This is a genomic window from Nocardia cyriacigeorgica NBRC 100375 (assembly GCF_000308555.1).
Lineage (GTDB): Bacteria > Actinomycetota > Actinomycetes > Mycobacteriales > Mycobacteriaceae > Nocardia > Nocardia cyriacigeorgica.
This window is the reverse complement of sequence record NZ_BAFY01000011.1, coordinates 1-17,036: the sequence shown is the minus strand read 5'-3', so window position 1 is coordinate 17,036 and position 17,036 is coordinate 1. Positions and strand designations below refer to the sequence as shown.

Annotated in this window: 14 protein-coding genes; 13 read left to right on the top strand and 1 reads right to left on the bottom strand. The window is 67.1% G+C overall.

The genetic code is table 11. The features are described from left to right. The first annotated feature begins 19 nt into the window (after positions 1-19). Positions 20-2,296: an N-acetylmuramoyl-L-alanine amidase gene (locus tag RJ05_RS00725; RefSeq protein ID WP_036531716.1), complete on the top strand. Its 2,277-nt coding sequence runs from the start codon at positions 20-22 to the stop codon at positions 2,294-2,296. A gap of 328 nt (positions 2,297-2,624) precedes the next feature. On the opposite strand, the gene RJ05_RS00720 is transcribed toward RJ05_RS00725, so the two are convergent. Further along, positions 2,625-3,464, bottom strand: coding sequence for a Cof-type HAD-IIB family hydrolase (locus RJ05_RS00720; protein ID WP_036531714.1), 840 nt, complete (start codon positions 3,462-3,464; stop codon positions 2,625-2,627). 172 nt (positions 3,465-3,636) lie between these two features. On the opposite strand from RJ05_RS00720, the gene RJ05_RS00715 reads away from it, so the two are divergent. The 12 genes from RJ05_RS00715 to RJ05_RS00660 all read left to right on the top strand — a co-directional run. Then, positions 3,637-4,614 carry an ABC transporter permease gene (locus RJ05_RS00715; protein WP_036531713.1) on the top strand — a complete coding sequence of 326 codons (978 nt, stop codon included), beginning with the start codon at positions 3,637-3,639 and terminating at the stop codon, positions 4,612-4,614. Between the two features lie 67 nt (positions 4,615-4,681). Beyond that, positions 4,682-5,605: an ABC transporter permease gene (locus RJ05_RS00710; RefSeq protein ID WP_036531712.1), complete on the top strand. Its 924-nt coding sequence runs from the start codon at positions 4,682-4,684 to the stop codon at positions 5,603-5,605. Beyond that, positions 5,602-7,485 carry an ABC transporter ATP-binding protein gene (locus RJ05_RS00705; protein WP_051016022.1) on the top strand — a complete coding sequence of 628 codons (1,884 nt, stop codon included), beginning with the start codon at positions 5,602-5,604 and terminating at the stop codon, positions 7,483-7,485. The genes RJ05_RS00710 and RJ05_RS00705 overlap by 4 nt, the downstream gene beginning before the upstream one ends. A 10-nt stretch (positions 7,486-7,495) precedes the next feature. Further along, positions 7,496-9,172, top strand: a complete 1,677-nt coding sequence (locus tag RJ05_RS00700) for an ABC transporter family substrate-binding protein (RefSeq protein WP_036531711.1) — start codon at positions 7,496-7,498, stop codon at positions 9,170-9,172. A 47-nt stretch (positions 9,173-9,219) separates the two neighbouring features. Continuing rightward, positions 9,220-10,899 (top strand): ABC transporter family substrate-binding protein, encoded by a 1,680-nt coding sequence (locus RJ05_RS00695; protein WP_036531706.1) that lies wholly within the window; start codon positions 9,220-9,222, stop codon positions 10,897-10,899. Continuing rightward, positions 10,896-11,564, top strand: a complete 669-nt coding sequence (locus tag RJ05_RS00690; RefSeq protein WP_249040559.1) for a hypothetical protein — start codon at positions 10,896-10,898, stop codon at positions 11,562-11,564. The genes RJ05_RS00695 and RJ05_RS00690 overlap by 4 nt, the downstream gene beginning before the upstream one ends. Before the next feature lie 173 nt (positions 11,565-11,737). After that, positions 11,738-12,487, top strand: coding sequence for a FadR/GntR family transcriptional regulator (locus tag RJ05_RS00685; RefSeq protein ID WP_036531704.1), 750 nt, complete (start codon positions 11,738-11,740; stop codon positions 12,485-12,487). Further along, positions 12,484-13,200 (top strand): sterol desaturase family protein, encoded by a 717-nt coding sequence (locus tag RJ05_RS00680; protein ID WP_085996139.1) that lies wholly within the window; start codon positions 12,484-12,486, stop codon positions 13,198-13,200. Before RJ05_RS00685 ends, RJ05_RS00680 begins: the two co-directional genes overlap by 4 nt. A 476-nt stretch (positions 13,201-13,676) precedes the next feature. Beyond that, a complete protein-coding gene (locus RJ05_RS00675) occupies positions 13,677-15,095 on the top strand; it encodes an MFS transporter (RefSeq protein WP_036531702.1) in 1,419 nt (472 codons plus the stop codon). 70 nt (positions 15,096-15,165) lie between these two features. Continuing rightward, positions 15,166-15,369, top strand: coding sequence for a heavy-metal-associated domain-containing protein (locus RJ05_RS00670; protein ID WP_036531699.1), 204 nt, complete (start codon positions 15,166-15,168; stop codon positions 15,367-15,369). A gap of 53 nt (positions 15,370-15,422) precedes the next feature. Further along, entirely contained in the window at positions 15,423-16,361 is a 939-nt protein-coding gene (locus tag RJ05_RS00665) for a DUF8832 domain-containing protein (protein WP_036531697.1), read from the top strand. A 331-nt stretch (positions 16,362-16,692) separates the two neighbouring features. Beyond that, on the top strand, positions 16,693-17,036 hold a 344-nt coding region (locus RJ05_RS00660), incomplete at its 3' end, for a cation transporter (RefSeq protein ID WP_036531695.1).

Genomic DNA, 17,036 nt, shown 5'->3' with positions numbered 1-17,036 from the left:
GACCCGATGGGAGAAGCTCGTGCCCTACCGCAAACCGAAACGTTCCTACGTGCTCCCGGTTGTCACAACACTTGCGGTAGCGGCCCCGCTGGCCGCCCTCGTGCCCAGCGATTCGGACTACCGCACCGCCAACGAAACCCAGCTCGCCGCCGTCCCCGCGCAGCTGGCCGAAGTGGTGCTGAATTCCGCACCCGATATCGTGCTGCCACTGCGCGAATTGACCGGCCTGAACCTGCCCGACCTGCGCCTTTCCGATTTGCGCAAGATTCCACTGCCCGCCTCGGTTCCGGTGCCGCCTGGACTTCCGCTACCGCCCGGCATTCAATTACCCAGCGAAATTCCCTTACCCCAGTTCGACGCCGGCCAACCCTCGGCGCCGCAGATCCGGACCGTCCCCGGACGCATGCCCACCGGTGCGCAATTCATCGCCGACCCCGCCCTCGGCACCGACCCGAACACCCCCGCCCTCGCCCCGGGTGCGGTGCCGCCGGAGCTGATGTCGGAGGTGGGCGCGCAAGTCAAAGAACTTTCCCGCGACACGCCGTTCAGCGTCGTCGCCCTCACCGCCGAGGACCTGCTCAACACCAAGGCGATGATCCGGGCCAAGCAGCCCGACGGCACCTGGGGGCCCTGGTACGAGACCGAGCCGATCGACACCGGAGCCGCCGACAACGCCGCGCCGAGCGGCACCGAAGGAACCGAGCCCATCTACGTCGGCAACACCACCGCCGTACAGGTGCTGGTGACGCGCAAACCCGCACCGGCCCCCGCGCCGCAGGATCACGGTGCCCCGATCCAGCCGACGCCCGCCGCCGCGCCCGTCGACCAGCCCCAACCCGAACTCAAAGCGGTGCTGATCGATCCGGGCCGCGGCGCCATCGACGGCGCGCTCAACGACGTCGCCGCCGCACTGCCCGGCGGCGGGCCGACGGTGATCACCCGGAACCAATGGGGCGCAGACGAATCCATCCGCTGCGACTCCCCCACCTACGACGACGGCCTCGGCGGTGTCACGGTGCATCACACCGCCGGCCGCAACGACTACAGCAAGGCCGAATCCGCGGGCATCGTCCGCGCGATCTACACCTACCACGCCCAGACCCTCGGCTGGTGCGACATCGGCTACCACGCGCTCGTCGACAAATACGGCCAGATCTTCGAGGGCCGTTACGGCGGGCTCGACAAGCCGGTGCAGGGTGCGCACGCGGGCGGGTTCAACGAGAACACCGCCGGCGTGGCGATGATGGGCAACTACGAGTCCGAGACGCCGTCGACGCCGATGATCAATTCGGTCGGGCGGTTCGTCGGCTGGCGCACCAAGATCGCCGGGCTCGACCCGAAGGGCTACACCACCATGTACTCCGAGGGCACCGAGTTCACCCCGTACGCGCAGGGTGAAGAGGTTCGGCTGCCGATCGTGTTCGCCCATCGCGACGTCGGCAACACCAGCTGCCCCGGTGACGCCGCCTACGCGCAGATGGACCGGATCCGCGATATCGCCGCGGGCGCGCCCGGCGCCTCGGGCAGCACACCGCCGACGCGGCAGGTGCAGTCCGATGTGGCCGCGCTGGCCAATCTGACGGCCAAGCTGCTGACGATGGTCAACGACAACATCATCGCCAAATACTGGGCGTCCAAGGGCGGACCGGACGGCCCGCTCGGTCAGGCCGCCTCCGAGCCGCTGCCCGCCGCGCAGGGCCAGCAGTACGCCAAATTCGTCAACGGGTATGTGTATTCGACGCCCGACGGGCAGGCCATCGAGGTGGTCGGCAAGATCCTCGACCGCTTCCTGGAACTCGGTGCCGACGCCGGTGTGCTCGGCCTGCCGCTGGGCAACTCCTACCCCGTCCCGGACGGTCTGCGCGAGGACTTCCAATACGGTTCGCTGATCTTGAACCAGGTCACCGGCATCGTCACCACGGTATGGAAGACCTACAACGACACCTATCAGGAGGAAATGAACCGGCCGGATCAGGTGTCGGCACCGGGTTCCACCGCGCCGACGCCGGGCGATGGGCAGGCTCCGGCGGCCACGCCGGCTCCCGCACCAGCCGGAGGTCAGCTGCCGGCTCCCGCGGATGCGCAGGTCCCGGCACCCGCTCCGGCGGAGGGACAGGCACCGGCTCCCGCACCGACGGACCCGCAAGCACCGGCCCCGGCACCGGCTGACGCCCAAGCACCGGCGCCGGGAACCGCGCCGGGATCCGAAGCACCTGTCCCGGCTCCGGAGGCAGTACCTTCGCCGACTCCACCGGCACCGGCTCCCGTTCCGGAGACGCCGGTCCCGGCTCCGTAGCTCGCAGAACTTGCGCCGGTCCCCGACCGGCGCGGCAGATCCGCTGACCAGAACTCATCGAACCCCGGCGCCACCTTGCCCGACTGCTCCGAGCAGTTCAGGTCGAGACGGCCCGGGGTTCGTCGAGTCAACCCAGCGGGAGCTCACCGCAAGACCATCGACCGGTCCAGCAGCAACGCATGAAGACAGGGCGGGCCGGGACTCGTTCACCACCCCGCCTGCGCCGACGATTCGACGCCTCCCAACAGGGTCTGATGTCACCGGCGCACAGGCTCACCACGGGCCTGCTGCATCCGGCTGCCGCCGCGGCTGAGAGCGCGAACAACGCTCACACCCACCATCGCTCCAACACCCGTGCCACGCCATCCTCGGCGTTCGTCGTGGTCACTTCGTTCGCCGCGGCGAGTGCGTCGGGATGGGCGTTGGCCATGGCGACGCCGCGACCGGCGAGGGTGAGCATCGGGATGTCGTTGGGCATATCGCCGAAGGCGATGGCGGCGGCCGGGTCCACACCGAGCCGTTCGGCGACGGTGACCAGGCCGGAGGCCTTGGTGACGCCCGGTGCGGACAGTTCGATCAGGCCGTGGTCGGTGGAGTAGGTGATATCGGCCCGGTCGCCGACCATCGGGGCGAGCGCGGCGAGCATGTCGCCGCTGCGGGCTCCCGGTAGCCGGATCAGCATCTTGATCGCCGGTGCATCGATCACTTCGTGCCGGGCGACCGCGGTGTCGTCCGGATTGAGCCAGGCGTGTTCGTATTCGGGCGAGCTGACGAATTGCGGCGTCACCGCGTCGTGGGCGCTGGCACCGACCCGCTCGGCCGCCAGGCCACACCCTGGCAGCACCTCCTCGGCGAGGTCGGCGATCCAGCCAAGGGTCTCGATATCGAGGGTCCGGCTGGTGAGCACCCGGTCGGCGGCGCTGTCGTAGATCACCGCGCCATTGCCGCAGACACACAGCGGCGCGAAGCCGAGCCCGTCCACCACCGGGCCGATCCAGCGCGGCGGACGCCCGGTCGCCAGTACGAACGGCACGCCGTCGGCGACCACGGCGCCGACCGCGGCTTTGGTCCGCGCGGTCACCCGCTCCTCGGGGTCGATGAGGGTGCCGTCCACATCGGAGGCGACGAGTTCCGGCTTCGGCAGCTGCACACGGGTCACCCATTCCATTGTGCTGTCTTTCCGCGCGCGCCGCCGCGCCGCCCACCCGGCACGCCGAGGGGTTGCCCGGCAGCCGGTATCCGAGTTTGCCGAAAGATGAACACGCTGGTTGCCCGTCGGGCGCGCGCGGTGGCCGGTGGCTCCCTATGATCGGGGGCTACACCTGGACTCGAGGGGACCGATGACCGGCTTTTTGCTACGACGTGCGCTCAACTATGTCGTGCTGTTGCTGCTGGCGTCATTCCTCACGTTCAGCCTGGCGTCACTGACCTTTCGCCCGCTCGACAGCCTGGAACAGCGCAATCCGCGGCCGCCGCAATCGGTGATCGACGCCAAGGCCGAGGAACTGCACCTGGACGAGCCGATCCCGCAGCGCTATCTCACCTGGATCAAAGGCATCCCGCAAGGAGATTTCGGCACTACCCTCGCCGGGCAGCCGGTGAGCGAGGAATTGCCGCGGCGCGTGGCGGTCTCGCTGCGGCTGCTGATCATCGGGTCGATCGTCGGCACCGTGCTCGGCGTGCTGATCGGTGCCGCCGGGGCGATCCGGCAGTACAAATTCAGCGACTACTTCACCACGATCGTGTCGCTGCTGATTCTGTCCACACCGGTCTTCCTGCTCGCGACGCTGCTGAAATACGGTGCGCTGGAGATCAACTCGATGACCGGCCAGCAGATCTTCCTCTATACCGGCGAAACCTCGGCCGGCACGATCGAAGGGTTCGGCGCGCAGCTGGTCGACCGGCTCCAGCATCTGGTGCTGCCAACGCTGACGCTTGCCCTCGGCGGAATGGCCGGCTACAGCCGCTACCAGCGCAACGCCATGCTCGACGTGCTGCAAAGCGATTTCATCCGCACCGCCCGCGCCAAGGGCCTGACCCGCAGCAAGGCCCTCTACAAACACGGCCTGCGCACCGCGCTGATCCCGATGGCCACGCTGTTCGCCTACAGCCTCGGCGGCCTCATCACCGGCGCCACCTTCACCGAGAAGATCTTCGGCTGGCACGGCGTGGGTGAATGGCTGGTCGATTCGATCAATGCCCAGGACCTGTACGTCGTGGTCACGGTGACGGCGTTCGCGGGCCTGGTGGTGCTGGTGTCGGGATTGCTGTCCGACATCGTGTACGCGATTCTCGATCCCAGGGTGCGTGTGGGATGAGCGTCAGGCCCGAAGGAGGCAGCTTGCGTAACCACGTAGGGCCCGGGAATCCCACCATGGGGGCAGCGTGACCGAAGCCGAGATCATCGTTCAGGGCGCGCCCGAGGTCGCCGCTTCCGGACGTCGCAAGCTGGTATGGCGCCGTTTCCTGCGCAACAAGCCCGCCGTGGCCGGCGCGATCATCCTGGTGCTGCTGTTCATCGTCAGCTTCGCGTTGCCGCCGTTCCTGCCCTACGACTACCAGCAGCTCGATTACACCGCGCTGCTGAAACCGCCGAGCCCGGAGCACCCGTTCGGCACTACCCAGATCGGCCAGGACGTGCTCGCGCAGACGCTGCGCGGGCTCCAGAAATCGCTGATCATCGGTTTCTGCGTGGCGATCATCTCCACCACCATCGCCGCGCTGGCCGGTACCGTCGCCGGACTGCTCGGCGGCTGGACCGACCGGGCCATCATGTGGTTCGTCGATCTGCTGCTCGTGGTGCCCAGCTTCATCATCATCGCCCTGTTCGCACCGCGCACCAAGGGCAGCGGCTCGATCCTGCTGCTGATCCTGCTGCTCGCGCTGTTCGGCTGGATGATCAGCGCGCGGATCGTGCGCGGGCTGACGTTGAGCCTGCGCGAGCGCGAATTCGTCCGCGCCGCACGCTATATGGGCGCACCCACCCGGACGGTGATCCTCAGCCATATCGTGCCGAACATCGCCTCGATCCTGATCATCGACACCACGCTCACCGTCGGCGCCTCGATCATGGCCGAGACCGGGCTCAGCTTCCTCGGTTTCGGTGTGCAGCCGCCGGATGTCTCGCTCGGCTCGCTGATCGCCTCCGGCACCAAGTCCGCGCTGACCTACCCGTGGCTGTTCCTGTTCGCCGGCGGCCTGCTGATCATCACCGTGTTGTGCGCGAATCTGGTGGGCGACGGACTGCGCGACGCGTTCGACCCGAGCGCCAAGCGGGCCCGGTCGCGGAAGGTGAAGGTGAAACCATGAGCACCGATACCACTACTGTCGAGCGGACCCCACCGGAGAAGTCCTCCACCGCACCGCTGCTCGAGGTGACCGACCTGCGGGTCTCCTTCCCCAGCGAGGAGGGCCGAGTCGATGCCGTGCGCGGGGTCAGCTACACCGTCAACGATCGGGAAGTGCTGGCGATCGTCGGCGAGTCCGGTTCGGGCAAGTCGGTGTCGTCACTGGCGGTGATGGGGCTGCTGCCCGAACAGGCCAGGGTCAACGGCTCGATCCGGCTGCGCGGGCGTGAGTTGCTCGGGCTCGGCGACAAACAGCTGTCCAAGCTGCGCGGTAGCTCGATCAGCATGGTCTTCCAAGATCCGCTTTCGGCGTTGACGCCGGTGTACCGGGTGGGCGATCAGATCGCCGAGGCGCTGCTGGCGCACGGCTCGATGAGCAAGGCCGACGCCGCGAAACGGGCCGTCGAACTACTCGATCTGGTGGGTATTCCCGACCCGGAAGTGCGCGCGAAAGCGTTCCCGCACGAGTTCTCCGGCGGTATGCGCCAGCGAGTGGTGATCGCGATGGCGATCGCCAACGATCCGGCGCTGATCATCTGCGACGAACCGACGACCGCGCTCGACGTCACCGTGCAGAAGCAGATCCTGAACCTGCTGCGCAAGGCCCGCGACATCACCGGTGCCGGCGTCATCATGATCACCCACGACATGGGCATCGCGGCCACCCTCGCCGACCGGGTCGCGGTCATGTACGCGGGCAAGATCGTCGAAACCGCCGCCACCACAGCGCTGTTCACCACCCCCCGGATGCCGTACACGGTGGGTCTGCTGGGCTCCATCCCCCGCATGGACGGCCCCGCGCGCGTCCCGCTGATCCCCATCGTCGGCGCACCACCCGCCATGCACGCCCTGCCGCCCGGCTGCTCGTTCGCGCCGCGCTGCCCCATCTCCATCGACGACTGCCGCGCCGCCGAACCACCGCTGGAACGCACCGGCCCCGGGCATTCCGCGGCCTGCATCCGCACCTCGGAAGTGGGTTCGGCGGAGCTGTTCGAGGCCTATCGCCGCGAGATCACCGAACCCGAGCAGGTGGCCGACACCGAACCCGACGTGGTGCTGCGGGTGACCGACCTGGTGAAGACCTTCCCGATCACCTCGGGTGTGGTGTTTCGCCGCCGCAAGGGCGAAGTGCGCGCCGTCGACGGCATCAGCTTCGAAGTCCGCAAGGGCCGCACCCTGGCACTGGTGGGCGAATCCGGTTCCGGGAAATCCACCACGCTCACCCAGATCCTCGACCTGGTGCGCCCCGAAGCAGGCCGCATCGAAATCCTCGGCAACGACGTCGCGTCCCTGACCAAGGCCCGTAAACGCGAGATCCGCCGCAAGATGCAGATCGTCTTCCAGGACCCCACCGCCTCCCTCGATCCGCGCCTGCCCATCCACGACGCCATCGCCGAACCACTGCGCATCGACGGCCGCCCGCGCGCCGAAATCACCCGCCGGGTACCGCAACTGCTCGAGCAGGTCGGCCTGCGCCCCGAACACGCCGACCGCTATCCCGCCGACTTCTCCGGCGGCCAGAAACAACGCATCAGCATCGCCCGCGCGCTCGCCCTCGACCCGGAACTGCTCGTCCTCGACGAACCGGTCTCCTCCCTCGACGTCTCCATCCAGGCCGGCGTCCTCAACCTGCTGCGCGACCTGCAAACCGAACACGGCCTGTCCTACCTATTCGTCTCCCACGACCTGTCGGTGGTCCGCAACCTGGCCCACGACATCGCGGTCATGTACCGCGGCAAGATCGTCGAATCCGGACCGGCGGAACAGATCTTCGGCAACCCTGAACACGAGTACACCCGGTCACTGATCGACGCGGTGCCCGAGCCCGTCGTGAGCCGTTAGGAGGTTTGCCGTGCGGATCCGCTCCCTCGGTATACGTGTGGTCGTCGCGGCCGTCGCGACCGGTCTGGTCTTGTCCGGATGCTCGAGTGCGGATGATCCGGCGCCCGGCGCAGATGTCGCCGCGCTCGGCACCTCCAACGACATCAACCCACGGGACGTCTCCGAGCTGCGCGAGGGTGGAAATCTGCGGCTGGCGTTGAGTTCGTTTCCTGAGCAGTGGAACGCGCTGCATATCGACTCCGACGGCGAAGTCAGCGCGGTCGAACGTCCCATGATGCCCCGCGCGTTCCACACCAGCGCTTCGGGTGAGCTGTCGGTCAATGCCGACTACTTCACCAGTGTCGAACTCACCGACACCGATCCGCAGCGGGTCGTCTACACCATCAACCCAGAGGCCGTCTGGTCCGACGGGACGCCGATTACCTGGGAGGACATGCGCTCTCAGGCCGCAGCGCTGAGCGGGGCGAACCCGGAATACCTGATCAAGATGACCTTTGGTTTCGACCGGGTCGAGAAGGTGGAGCGCGGTGTCGACGACCGCCAAGCGATCATCACCTTCAAGGAGCACTACGCCGATTGGCAGGGCCAGTTCGCCGGCGAGGCGTTCCTGTTGCCCGCCTCGGTGACCAGCACGCCCGAAGCCTTCAACAAGAGTCAGCTCGACGGTCTCGGCCTTTCCGCAGGCCCGTTCATCATCCAGTCCTTGGACAAGGCCCAGGGCCGGGTCGTGCTCGGCCGTAACCCGAAATGGTGGGGCGCCACACCCAAGCTCGACACCATCACCTTCACCGTGCTGGCGAGCGAAGCGGTGATCCCGGCCTTGCAGAACAATGAGATCGACGCGGTCGGTATCGCCAGTATCGACGATATGCGCACCGCGCAGAGCACTTCTGGGGTGGAGATCCGGCGGGCGCCGGGCAACAGCTGGTCGCATCTGACATTCAACGGCGCACCGGGCTCGATTCTGGAAGACCCGCGAGTGCGCGTCGCGATATCGAAGGCTATCGACCGCAAGGGTATTGCCGTCGCCATGCAGAACGGTCTCGTGGCGAATCCCGAACCACTCAACAACCACGTCTACATCCAGGGGCAGACGGGCTATCAGGACAACAGCCTGCCGTTCGATCCGGAAGCCGCGGCACGAGAACTGGACGCGCTGGGTTGGAAGCTCAACGGTGAGTTCCGGGAGAAGGACGGCAGGCGTCTCACCATTCGCGATGTCATGTACAACGCGCAGAGCTGGGTGCAGATCGCACAGATAATCCAGCAGAACCTCGCGCAGATCGGCGTCGAACTCGTCATCGACACGCGGCCAGGGCAGGGACTGTTCACCGATGTGTTCCAGAAGGGCGACTTCGACGCCGGGCAATGGGTGTGGTCCAGCGATGTCTTCGCGCTGAAGAATCTGCCGCAGGTCTACCGCTACGATCCCAACGATCTTCAAGGCAATTACGGCCGAATCGGTTCACCGGAGATCAACGCCCTCATCGACAAGGCGTTGGCCGAGCTCGATCCCCAGAAGGCCATCCAGATCGCGAACGAGATCGATCGCAAGCTGTTCGAGATCGGATTCTCGCTTCCGCTGGTGCAGTCGGCGGGTAACGTCGCGGTCCGCGCGAACCTCGCCAATTACGGAGCGCCCGGCCTCGCCTCCTACGACTACACGAAGATCGGGTTCTTGAAATGAGGGCACATTCTTCCGGACCACGCACGATCGAGCAGGAAGGTCAGATCATGAGGAATCGGTCGCTGCGCAGACGAGTCGCGGTTCCACTGCTCGCGTTCAGCCTGATCGCGGCGGGTTGCGCATCGAATGACAGCGACGCGCCCGAGGGTGCGGTCGCCGAGGTGGGCACCACCAATGACATCAACCCCCATGATGTGAGTGAACTGCGCCCGGGCGGCAACCTACGACTGTCGGTCAGCGCGTATCCGGCGAATTGGAACTCGCTGTCCAACGACGGCAACGAATACGACATCGGAGCCATCGAACGTCCGATGATGCCGCGGGCTTACAAGATCGATGCCGCCGGTGAGGTATCGATCAATACCGACTACTTCACCGACATTCAGCTGACCAAGACCGACCCGCAGACCGTTGTCTACACCATCAATCCCAAGGCGGTGTGGTCCGACGGCACCCCGATCACCTGGGAAGACATCGCCTCGCAGGCGAACGCTCTCAGTGGCAGGGACAAGTCGTTCCTGATCGCGAGCACCAATGGCTTCGACCGAGTGGAGAAGGTCGAACGCGGAGTCGACGACCGCCAGGCGATCATCACCTTCAACCAGCACTACGCCGATTGGCGTGGGCAGTTCGCCGGCAACTCGTTCTTGTTCCCGAAATCGGTCACCGCAACGCCCGAAGCCTTCAATCACAGCCTCGTCGACGAGATCAAGGTGACCGCAGGCCCGTTCATGGTGCAGTCCACCGATCGGGGCCAGGGCCGGATCGTTCTGGGACACAACCCGAAATGGTGGGGCGACAAGCCCGTCCTCGACAACATCACCTTCTCGGTGCTCGATAGCACCGCTCTCGTGCCCGCCTTGGCGAACAACGAGCTCGACGCCGTGGGCCTGGCGACCCGAGATGATATGGAGACCGCCCGGAATACGCCCGGTGTCGTGATCCGGCGCGCGCCGGGCAACAGCTGGTCCCATATGACTTTCAACGGCGCACCGGGCTCGATTCTCGAGGACCCGCAACTTCGGGTAGCGATCGCCAAAGGAATCGATCGCCAGGGCATCGTGACAGCGGTGCAGAATGGTCTGGTCGAGGACCCGAAGCCACTGAACAACCACATCTACTTGCAAGGCCAGAAGGGCTATCAGGACAACAGCCTGCCGTTCGATCCAGAAGCAGCGGCGCGCGAGCTCGACGAACTCGGGTGGAAGCTCAATGGCGACGTCCGGGAGAAAGACGGACGTAAACTCGAAATCCGCAATGTGATGTACAACGACGACACCTGGGTGCAGATCGCGCAGATCATGCAACAGAATCTCGCCCAGATCGGCGTCAAGATGAATATCGAGACCAAGCCCGGTCGCGGCTACTTCACCGACGTCATTCAGCCCGGCGATTTCGACGTCGCCCTCTGGGTCTGGGTCGGAGACCCATTCCCATTCGGCAGCCTCAACCAGATCTATGCGTACAACCCGGAGGATCTGCAGGGCAATTACGGCCGCATCGGCTCGCCCGAACTGAATGCTCTGATCGAGCAGACCATCTCCGAGCTGGACCCGAACAAAGCTATCGAACTGGCCAACCAGGTCGACCAGCAGATCTGGCAGGAAGGGCACTCGATTCCGCTGTTCCAGTCGGCGGGCAACGTCGGCGTCCGTGCGGATCTGGCCAATTTCGGCGCGGCCGGCCTGGCGTCTCTCGACTACACGAAAATTGGCTTCCTGAAGTGATTCCCGGATCAGGCCGGAGCGAACATCCCCTGGCCTATCCGCTCACCGTCACGTTCGGCGCCCTCGCGGTCATCACCGCGTGGGCGCCGTTCGCCGATGTGGACCAGCTCAGTGCGCTCGCGGCGGTGGCGGTGGGGGTCGTGGGGTATTCGGGAGTGCGCATAGCCCGGGCGCTGGGGTGGCTCGGGAGTGGGATCGGGGCGCGGGAGCGGCTGGCGGTGAAGCGGGTGCGTCAGCAGCATCGGCTGGTGAGCCGATCGTGGCTGGAGTTCACGCAGGGGCGCAGAACCCGCTGGCTGCCGGTGTATTTCGATCCGACGCTGATCACGCTGACCGAGTCGACCGCCGAGCTCGGTGAACGGTCGATCCGGGTGGGCGAGGTTCGGCTCTTCCCGTCCGGCCGGGTACGCGACACCGAACCGCCGGGCCGCCTGATCGACAACCCGTCGCGCCCCGCTCCGGACAGCGACACCCAGGCGCGAGCGGCCTCCTCCCCTCTGCGGCGTCTCCTACTCGACGCACAATCCGTAGTCGCGGCCCCCTTCGCCGGCCTGTTCTGGATCTATATCGACGGCGGCGGCATCCCCGCCTTCACCGCCGCCACCTGCGTCGCCGCCGTCACCGCCACCTGGCTCTCGGCCATCCGCGGGTCCGACCCGAGCTGAGCCTGCGCTGGACAAACAGCGAAGCTCGCCCGGCCTACGCTGCCGCGTTCACAAGCAATCGCAGCGACCACTCGACGGGCATTCCTGTCCTGGTCGCAGGCCTCTCGCCACACTCCGCTGACAAATTGGTCTGACCACTTGACCTCCTGACCTGTGTGGCGCAGAGTGGGGGTATGGCGTTGCAACCGGTGGTGAAGCGGTCGGTGTCGGCGGATGTTTTCGAGCAGATCGCCGACGATGTGCTGAGTGGGGAGTTGGCGCCGGGGACGGCGTTGCCGAGTGAGCGGCAGTTGGCCGAGCGACTGGGGGTGTCGCGGCCTGCGGTGCGGGAGGCGTTGCAGCGGTTGTCGGCGGCGGGGTTGGTCGCGGTGCGGCAGGGGGATGCGACGACGGTGCTGGATTATCGGCGCGGGGCCGGGCTGGAGGTGTTGCCTCGGCTGCTGGTGCGGGCGGGTGCGCTGGATCCGGCGGTGGCGCGCAGCATTCTGGAAGCGCGGCTGCACAATGGGCCGAAAGTGGCCGAGCTTGCGGCCGCCAGGGTCGATCTCGCGCGGCCAACGGATCTGGCGAAAACCCTGTCGGACCTCGTGGATTCGATCGCCGCGGCGGAGTCGGATCCGATCGCGCAGCAGCGGATCGCGTTGGAGTTCTGGGACCACATTGTCGACGCGGCCGATTCGATCGTGTTCCGGCTGATGAACAACATGCTGCGGGCCGCGTATGAGCCTGCGCTCGCGGCGCTCGCCCCGATCATGTCCGCCGAGGTGGGCAATGTCGCGGGGTATCGGGAACTGGCCGACGCCGTCGTAGCGGGCAGGCCGCAGGAGGCCGCCGAGCGGGCGCGAGCACTGCTCGAGCCGGCGACCACCGCTCTGATCAGCGTCCTCGACGGACATCGAGCACTGCTCCGGGAATCATCATGACCACAGCTCAGCCCTCAGAATCGGCATCGGTCGACGCGACCGCGCGCGCGAAGGTCCGCCGTGACGAACGCGCGCTGCGTCGCGGACTCACCCTCGGTGCGGCGGCTCGCGAGTTCGTCCGCCACCCCTCCCCCTGGTTGATCGGCATCACTCTGCTCGCGGCGCTGACCGGGCGGATCATCGTCGGCGATTGGCAGCCGACCGACGCGCTGGTCCCAGCGATCATGCTCGCGGTCTTCCCGGTCTTCGAATGGGTCGTGCACGTGACCGTGCTGCATTGGCGCCCACGCAAGCTCGGCCCGATCCCGATCGACAGCGAGTTGGCGCGCAAACACCGTGAGCACCATGTGGATCCACGCGATATCCCGCTGATCTTCATCCCGACGAAGACGCTTATGGTGCTGGTGGTGGTGCTGGTCGCGCTCGCCGTGCTGGCGTTTCCTCGCCTCGGCCTCGGGCTGACCTTCCTGCTGACCATCACCGCACTCGGCCTCGGCTACGAGTGGACCCACTACCTCATCCACACCGACTACAAGCCGAAACATTCGCTCTACCGGGCGATCTGGCGCAATCACCGCCACCACCACTACAAGAACGAGCACTACTGGTTCACCGTCACCACCTCGGGTACCGCTGACCGGCTCTTCGGTACGGCGCCCGACCCGGCGAACACGCCGACCTCCCCGACCGCGCGGCGCCTGCACTCGACGTGATCGCCTCGGCGCCCGCGCGGACGCCCTCCGCACACGGCTGACCGCGAGTCGATCGACCGCATCGCGCCACCGCCCACCGCGCCATCTCCACCCATCGCGCTGCCGCCACCCACCGCGCCGCCGCCACCCACCGCGCCATCACCACCCATCGGAGGCCGCCACCCACCGCGCTGCCGCCACCGCCGGGTGCCGCCACCCACCGCGCTGCCGCAAACCATTGCACTGCCGCCAACACCGCGCCACCTCCAACCGCGTAACCACCCACCCGTGAAGTCGGAACACGGCCGCCCCCGCACATGCCCCTCGCCCTGAAATAGCCCACCCAACCTGCGGTTTCCACCTCAACAGAACACCTCTACGCCGGCACCTTCCTGGTGCCGGCGTATTTCTTCGCGCTCAGGTCTTGACGGATCAATACCCTAGGGGGGTATGGTACTGCGCAGTCGATACGGCTTCCGGAAGGGAAGGGACTTCTCATGACTACGCAGACCAGATCCACCACGAAACGGTGGTGGGCGCTGGCGGTGATCGCCGCGGCGCAGTTCATGGTCATCATGGACACCTCGATCATCGGTATCGCGCTGCCCAAGATGCAGGCCGAACTCGGGTTCTCCCAGGAAAATCTGACCTGGGTCTTCAACGCCTATGTGATCGCGTTCGGCGGTTTGCTGCTGCTCGGTGGCAGGCTCTCGGATCTACTCGGCGCGCGCCGGGTGTTCGCGGCGGGCTGGGTGGTGTTGCTGGCCGGATCGGTGATCGCCGGTGCCGCGGGCAATGTGGCGACCGAGCTGGCCGGCCGGGCAATCCAGGGCGGCGGCGCGGCGCTCATCGCGCCCTCGGCCCTGACGCTGCTGATGATGCTGTTCGGGTCGACCCCGCAGGAACTCACCAAGGCCCTTGCCGTCTATGGCGCGGCCGCACCGGCAGGCGGAACGGCCGGTGTGTTCCTCGGCGGCGTGATCACTGAATACATCAGCTGGCCTTGGGTTTTCTACATCAATGTGCCGATCGCGATCCTCGCGCTGATTGCCGTTCCGCTGCTCATGCCCGCAGCACCCGCACGTTCGGGTTCGGTGGATGTGCTCGGTGCCGTCACCGTCACCGCGGGTCTGGCCGCGGCGGTCTACGCGATCGTGCAGGCACCGGAGGTCGGCTGGGCCTCGGGACAGACCTGGGGCGTGCTCGCCGCCGCGGCCGCACTGCTGGCCGGCTTCGTCTACCTGCAGTCGCGCAGCAACGAACCGCTGATGCGCTTGGGCATCTTCCGCGCACCGAACCTGGCCGCCGCGAACATCGCCCAGCTCCTGCTCGGCGCCGCGTGGGTGCCGATGTGGTTCTTCCTGAACCTCTACCTGCAGCAGGTGCTCGGCTACAGCGCGTTCCCGTCGGGCGCGGCGCTGCTGCCGATGACGACGCTGATCATGCTCGGCATGGTCGTGATCGCGCCGCGGGCGATGCAGCGCTTCGGCGCCAAGCCGATGATCGTGACCGGTCTGCTGATCCTCGGCATCGGGCTGGCGATCATGTCGCTGGTGCGCCCGACCGGCAACTTCTGGGTCGACGTACTGCCGGCCTCGCTGGTGGCCGCGGGCGGCATGTCGCTGGCGTTCATACCCTCGTTGGGTACCGCCATCTCGGCCGCGCGTCCCGAAGAGGGCGGGCTGGCCTCGGGCATCGTCAACGTCAGCTACCAGGTGGGCTCGGCCATCGGCCTGGCCGCGATGACCGCCGTCGCCGCCGCATCCGGAGCCGATCAGCTCGGTGATCTGCCGGAACTGACCAACGGATTCTCCGCGGCCTTCGTCGGAGCCGCCGTGATCGCCCTGGCCGGCGCAGGGATCGCCGCTGTCACCATGCGCTCGCCGGCGCGCGAGGAGGTCGTCGCCGCGGATTGACAAGTTACCCTAGGGGGGTATGGTAGTAACAGTTCGACGGACAGTCCGTCACCGAGAAGGAGAGCACTCGATGAGCACAACCACCGCGACCGTCACCGGCATGACCTGTGGCTGCTGCGTCAACAAGGTCCGCGACAAGGTCGGCGCCCTGCCCGGCGTCACCGACGTCGCCGTCGACCTGGACAGCGGCACGGTCACCGTCGACGGCGCACCCGTCGAACGGACGGCGCTGGCACAGGCCGTCGCCGCAGCCGGTTTCCAACTGGCCGACTGAATCCATTCACAGCAATCCACAGCACGAACTCACCAGAAAGACGGAGCCTCCCGATGAACACAACCACCAAGTTCGCCGGATTCGCCCTCGGCCTCGCGGCGGTCTTCGGGATCGCTCTCGGCGTCGGCGCCGCGGTCGGTCCGGAACCCTCCGAACCGGCCGGGCACGACGCCCACGCGGCCGGATCCGCCACCACCGGCGGATCCGGGTCCGCGCAGCTGCCGGGCGGGCTGGTCGCCACCGAGGCCGGCTACACGCTGGCCCTGGACAACGCGACGACCACCACGTCCGCCGACGCCAAGCTGCGGTTCCGCATCCTGGACGAGACCGGCGCACCGGTCACCCGCTATGTCCGCTCGCACGACAAGGACCTGCACCTGATCGTGGTCCGCCGCGATATGGCCGCGTTCCAGCACGTGCACCCGGAGCTCGACGCGAACGGCACCTGGAGTGTTCCGCTGAACCTCTCCCGGGCCGGCGACTACCGCGTCTACGCCGACTTCACCCCCGAAGGCGGCCAAGCGTTGACCCTCGGCGCGGACCTTCGGGTCGCGGGTCAGTACGACGTCCAGCCGCTGCCCGCCCCGGCGACCAGCACCACCGTCGGCGACTACACCGTCACGCTGGACGGCGCGATCACCCCGGGCCAGGCCTCGAAGGTCACCCTGTCGGTGAGCCGCGGTGGACAGCCCGTCACCGACCTGCAGCCCTACCTCGGTGCGTATGGTCACCTGGTCGCGCTGCGCGCCTCGGACCTGGCCTACCTGCACGTTCACCCTGAAGGCGAACCCGGCGACGGCGTCACTGCGGCTGGTCCCGGCGTCACCTTCTACGTGACGGCCCCGACCGCCGGCGACTACCGGTTGTTCCTGGACTTCCAGCACGAGGGAGTCGTCCGGACCGCCGAGTTCACCGCGACAGCAGGGCCCGCCTCGACAACTCCTGCACCCGGTGCGGGCCACGGTGCCGAACAGCCCGGCCACGGCCACTGACCCGACCTGACGCGCAGGGAGTCGAACATGAACACCACACCATCCACTCGAATCAACCGGCTCACCGAACCGGCGCTCACCGGGCGGACCACTCGGGCGCGAACCGGCGGGCACCTCCATCCGGCACAGCCCGAACCGGTTTCCGAACCAGTACGAGCCCGGCCCTCTCGCCCGGCCGGAATCGATCGGCAGCCCGCTATGCCGGCGCCTATCGTGTTCCGGCCGCTACCGGCAGCCGAGCTGATCCGCCGATGTCACTGACCCGACCCCCGGACCCACTGATCCCACACCGAGCGACAATTTACTGAGCACCAGAGAAACGGAGCGACCCATGACCACCGCGACACAACCACCCGCCACCGGGCAGGTCGAATTGGTGATCGGTGGCATGACCTGCGCGTCTTGCGCCAACCGCATCGAGAAGAAGCTGAACAAGCTCGACGGCGTCACCGCGACGGTGAACTATGCGACCGAAAAGGCCCGCGTCGACTTCACCGGCGACATCTCCCCCGACGAGCTGATCGCCACCGTCGAGCAGGCCGGCTACACCGCCGCACTGCCCGCGCCGAAGGTGGAGACGGCCGCCGAACCGGCAGCGGAGGAGGATCCGACCGCCTCGCTGCGGACCCGGCTGCTGGTCTCGCTGGTGCTCACCGTCCCGGTGATCGCCATGGC

What these genes read in the sequence shown, in the direction of transcription:
- RJ05_RS00720 (WP_036531714.1), bottom strand. Translation starts at nt 3,464, where the DNA reads ATGGAATGGGTGACCCGTGTGCAGCTGCCGAAGCCGGAACTCGTCGCC.
- RJ05_RS00715 (WP_036531713.1), top strand. Translation starts at nt 3,637, where the DNA reads ATGACCGGCTTTTTGCTACGACGTGCGCTCAACTATGTCGTGCTGTTG.
- RJ05_RS00705 (WP_051016022.1), top strand. Translation starts at nt 5,602, where the DNA reads ATGAGCACCGATACCACTACTGTCGAGCGGACCCCACCGGAGAAGTCC.
- RJ05_RS00695 (WP_036531706.1), top strand. Translation starts at nt 9,220, where the DNA reads ATGAGGAATCGGTCGCTGCGCAGACGAGTCGCGGTTCCACTGCTCGCG.
- RJ05_RS00685 (WP_036531704.1), top strand. Translation starts at nt 11,738, where the DNA reads ATGGCGTTGCAACCGGTGGTGAAGCGGTCGGTGTCGGCGGATGTTTTC.
- RJ05_RS00680 (WP_085996139.1), top strand. Translation starts at nt 12,484, where the DNA reads ATGACCACAGCTCAGCCCTCAGAATCGGCATCGGTCGACGCGACCGCG.
- RJ05_RS00675 (WP_036531702.1), top strand. Translation starts at nt 13,677, where the DNA reads ATGACTACGCAGACCAGATCCACCACGAAACGGTGGTGGGCGCTGGCG.
- RJ05_RS00670 (WP_036531699.1), top strand. Translation starts at nt 15,166, where the DNA reads ATGAGCACAACCACCGCGACCGTCACCGGCATGACCTGTGGCTGCTGC.
- RJ05_RS00665 (WP_036531697.1), top strand. Translation starts at nt 15,423, where the DNA reads ATGAACACAACCACCAAGTTCGCCGGATTCGCCCTCGGCCTCGCGGCG.